Below are 3,816 nucleotides of genomic sequence, written 5' to 3'. Positions count from 1 at the left end.
GGGTGAGGGAGCTTACGACCTATAAATACGTCGTCCGCGGAGGCGGGCAAATTCGTTAGCGGCTTGTCTTTTTGTCATATACTTCGTTGGATTTCGCTGCGGGCTGTAGTCGCGTATTACATATACGCTCCTTTGCCCTTGCTTATCCGCCTCGTCTATGACAAAAATACTTCGCCTTATCGTTTTGCGTTTAAATTTGGGTTCAAATTTAAAACCGAATTAGTATTTTTTCGGTGCGGCAAAACATCGAAATTTGCGATACCCGCGGCGACTTTTTCGGCGATGAAATTTGACCCGTCGCGAGTGGGCACACAGGCGCGCACAGGCGAAATTTATGCTAAAATCGGCGTAAATTTAAAGGAAACCGATGAAAAAACTAAAATTTATCTTTGCTTTTGCCGCGGCGTTTGTTTTTAGCGGTTGCTACGAGACAACCTTACTCACGCGGGTGCCGATCTCGGCGCTTGTTTTGGACAAGGGCGCGGACGTGAAATCCACGATCGTGCTAACTGGCATAACGCCGCAGACGCACGAAACGAAGACGGTAACGGACAACGTTCGCATTTTCGTCCCGGACGCTAAATTTAAGGATTTTCCGACGGGAGAAACCGCCTACGAGATGAGCGTGAGCGTCGGCAAGGGCGAAAAGGGCGGCAAAAACTCGGACAAGCGCGCCGTGCGGATATATCTGGACGAATTTGGCGGCGTCTACGGCAGGCTTAGTAAAAACGTACTCGAGCAGTACGCGGGCGCGGTAAAACAGGGTGAAGTGCCGACGCTAAAAGCAGCGATCAAATTTGAAAACGACACAAAGGACGTCTATGAGCTGGTCGTCGGCAACGAGTTTAAAGCTAGTGACGAGGCCGAGACGGGCGGCGTTTATATCTTGGCGCCGGGGCAAGTCACGGGCGCCATCTGGGCAGAAAATATCGCGATACGCGAGGCGCTTGCCGGCAAGGCGGTTAAAATCGGAGCTCTAAGAAAGGCGGTAAAATGAAAAATCCTAAAATCGGCTTTATCGGCGGCGGAAACATGGGCGGCGCGATGATAGAAAATTTGGCGCAAAGGCTGGGCGGCGAGAGGGCGTTCGTCTATGCCAGGAGCAAAACGGCGGCTCTGTGCGAAAAATGCGGCGTAAACGCCTGCGAGAGCGAATCTGCGGTCGCGTCGGCGGCCGATATCACGGTGCTAGCGACCAAGCCCACGGCGTATGAGGGTATATTAAATTTGATAAAAGAGGTGGCGAGAGGTAAGGTTATAGTCACGCTCGCCCCGAGCTTTAGCCTGGAGCAAAGCATGCAAATTTTAGGCGCACAGGCTAAGATCGCGCGCGCGATGCCAAACACTCCCGCGGCAATCGCAGAGGGCGTTAGCGCGCTGTGCTTTAACGAAAATTTAAGTGCGGACGAGCGGACGGCGGTGCGTGAGATATTTGAAAATTTCGGCGCCGTTTATGAGCTGGAGGAGGCTAAATTTGCCGCATTTACCGGCATCGCGGGTAGCCTGCCGGCCTATGTTTTTATGTTTATCGAGGCGGCTGCGGACGCGGGAGTGCTAGAGGGGCTGCCTAGAGCGCTGGCGTACGAAGCCGTCGCGGCTAGCGTTGCAGGCTCGGCGCGACTCATGCTAAAAAGCGGCAAGCATCCTGCAGCCTTAAAAGACGAAATTTGCTCGCCTGGCGGTACGACGATAGAAGCGGTCAAAGCGCTGGAAAAAGGCGGGTTTCGCGCGGCGGTGATGGATGCGGTGGATGCATGCGTGAAAAAAGCGAGAGCCAAGTAAATTTACTGCTTTAGTCGACGCTTGAAAATGATTTTTGGAGTTTAAAGGCGTGGATTTTTACTTATAGACGCGATCTATTCTGGATTGCGACTTAAATTTAAAAAAATTAATCGAAATTTTAATTTCCGTGAAATTTAAAATTTAACTTATAGCTCGGCCCTGTCGATATTTGAATCGATTTTGTATCCAAAATTTATATCATTTAAAAAATAAAATCCGAAATTTTGATATAAATTTATTTTATCTTAAACTTTTTTTGCATAAAATCACCGCCAAATTTTACTCGAAAGGTACGCTATGAAAAACGATATGTGCGACATGTGTTGCTGCGAAATGAAAAGCTAGGGCGCTAGGCACGAATATCTTTTTAAGTGCTTAGCAGGTCGCTAAACATTTAAAAAGATATTTTCAACTCCGCACTCGCGGCCTTTTTAGATGAATAGCCAACGATAAATTTAAAAAGGACAAAAAATGAAAAAACTACTAAAATCTTCTCTACTTACTTTGGCGAGCTTCGCTCTTTTAACCGGCGCAAATGCAAAAACTCTCGAAAACGGCGTTTTAAAAATCGCGACCGAAGGCACGTATTCGCCCTACTCCTACCACGATAAAAGCGACGCGCTAACGGGCTACGACGTAGAAGTAGCGCGCGAAGTCGCTAAGAAGTTAAATTTAAAAGCTGAATTCGTCGAAGCTCCGTGGGATGCGATGCTAGCGGCATTTGATGCAGGAAAGGCCGATATCGTGTTCAATCAAGTAAGTATCACGGACGAGCGCAAGAAAAAATACGACTATACCGCTCCATACACCGTCGCCTACGCCGCGCTAGTCACGCATAAAGACAATAACGAAATCAAAAGCTTCGAGGATCTAAAAGGCAAGAAGAGCGCACATTCGGCAACCAGCAACTGGGCCGGAATCGCACAAAAATACGGCGCGCAGATAGTCACCGTGGACGGCTTTAGCAAAGGCGTAGAGCTCATCATCAGCCGCCGTGCGGATGCGACGATAAACGATAGCGTGACTTTCTACGACTACATAAATCAGCGTCCAAACGCTCCGTTAAAAATAGCCGCTAGCGGTAGTGAGCCGATCTACTCCGCAGCCATCGTGAAAAAGGGCAACGAAGAGCTCGTAAATGACGTAAACAGGGCCCTTAGCGAACTAAAAAGCGAAGGCAAGCTAAAAGAGATTTCAGTCAAATATTTCGGCAAAGATATCTCGGAGTAAAATTTACTCGCATAAAAGCAGCTAAATTTAAAGGATAAAAGATGGTTTCAAAACTACTAAAAATTTTGGCTCTAGGTGTATTTCTTACGCTAAATTTAAACGCCAAAACCATAAAAAAGGGCGTTTTAACGATCGCTACGGAGGGCACTTACGCGCCGTTTTCATACTACGACGATAAAAACGAGCTAAAGGGCTACGACGTCGATATCGCTCGCGAAGTCGCTAAAAAGCTAAATTTAAAGATCGAGTTCTTAACCGCTCCGTGGGATGCGATGCTTGCGGCATTTGATGCGGGTAAGGCCGATGCGGTATTTAATCAAGTAAGCGTTACCGATGAGCGCAAGAAAAAATACGACTACGCGCAGCCCTACACCGTCGTACACGGCGCCATCATCACGCACAAAGATAACGACGATATCAAAAGCTTTGATGATCTAAAAGGTAAGAAAAACGCCGACTCTGCTACCAGCAACTGGGCGAAGGTAGCCGCTAGCTACGGGGCGCAAAACGTCACGGTCGATAGCTTTAGCAAGAGCATGGAGCTTCTCATTAGCAAGCGTGTAGATACCGTCGTGCGCGATAATATCGTATTTTACGACTTCATCAAGCAGCGCCCGGGCGCTCCTGTTAAAATAGCCGCCGAGGGAAGCGATACCGACTATACCGCGCCTATCGTGCAAAAGGGCAATACGGAGCTTGCCGATCAGATCAGCAAGGCGATAGAGGAACTAAAAAACGAAGGCAAGCTGGCTGAAATTTCGATCAGGTATTTCGGCAAAGATGTCTCGCGGTAGATGGCGATGA

5 protein-coding genes are annotated in these 3,816 nt (G+C 48.2%); 4 read left to right on the top strand and 1 reads right to left on the bottom strand.

All coding sequences use genetic code 11. From position 1 onward, the window contains the following. Positions 1 to 176: 176 nt before the first annotated feature. Positions 177 to 311, bottom strand: coding sequence for a hypothetical protein (locus Q0314_RS10545; RefSeq protein WP_298058828.1), 135 nt, complete (start codon positions 309 to 311; stop codon positions 177 to 179). 56 nt (positions 312 to 367) lie between these two features. Here Q0314_RS10545 and Q0314_RS10540 point away from each other — a divergent pair, with 56 nt between their 5' ends. The 4 genes from Q0314_RS10540 (at position 368) to Q0314_RS10525 (ending at position 3,806) form a co-directional block, all read left to right on the top strand. Beyond that, positions 368 to 997: a hypothetical protein gene (locus Q0314_RS10540; protein ID WP_298058826.1), complete on the top strand. Its 630-nt coding sequence runs from the start codon at positions 368 to 370 to the stop codon at positions 995 to 997. After that, the gene (gene proC / locus Q0314_RS10535) at positions 994 to 1,782 is read left to right on the top strand and encodes a pyrroline-5-carboxylate reductase (RefSeq protein ID WP_298058824.1); all 789 of its coding nucleotides are present in this window, start codon (positions 994 to 996) and stop codon (positions 1,780 to 1,782) included. The genes Q0314_RS10540 and proC overlap by 4 nt, the downstream gene beginning before the upstream one ends. 471 nt (positions 1,783 to 2,253) lie before the next feature. Next, a complete protein-coding gene (locus Q0314_RS10530) occupies positions 2,254 to 3,012 on the top strand; it encodes an amino acid ABC transporter substrate-binding protein (RefSeq protein ID WP_298058822.1) in 759 nt (252 codons plus the stop codon). Between the two features lie 41 nt (positions 3,013 to 3,053). Then, positions 3,054 to 3,806, top strand: a complete 753-nt coding sequence (locus tag Q0314_RS10525; RefSeq protein WP_298058820.1) for an amino acid ABC transporter substrate-binding protein — start codon at positions 3,054 to 3,056, stop codon at positions 3,804 to 3,806. Positions 3,807 to 3,816 lie beyond the last annotated feature (10 nt).

Source organism: uncultured Campylobacter sp. (assembly GCF_938040115.1).
Classification (GTDB): Bacteria; Campylobacterota; Campylobacteria; order Campylobacterales; family Campylobacteraceae; genus Campylobacter_A.
This window is presented reverse-complemented; position numbering and strand designations above follow the sequence as displayed.

What these genes read in the sequence shown, in the direction of transcription:
- Q0314_RS10540 (WP_298058826.1), top strand. Translation starts at nt 368, where the DNA reads ATGAAAAAACTAAAATTTATCTTTGCTTTTGCCGCGGCGTTTGTTTTT.
- proC (WP_298058824.1), top strand. Translation starts at nt 994, where the DNA reads ATGAAAAATCCTAAAATCGGCTTTATCGGCGGCGGAAACATGGGCGGC.
- Q0314_RS10530 (WP_298058822.1), top strand. Translation starts at nt 2,254, where the DNA reads ATGAAAAAACTACTAAAATCTTCTCTACTTACTTTGGCGAGCTTCGCT.
- Q0314_RS10525 (WP_298058820.1), top strand. Translation starts at nt 3,054, where the DNA reads ATGGTTTCAAAACTACTAAAAATTTTGGCTCTAGGTGTATTTCTTACG.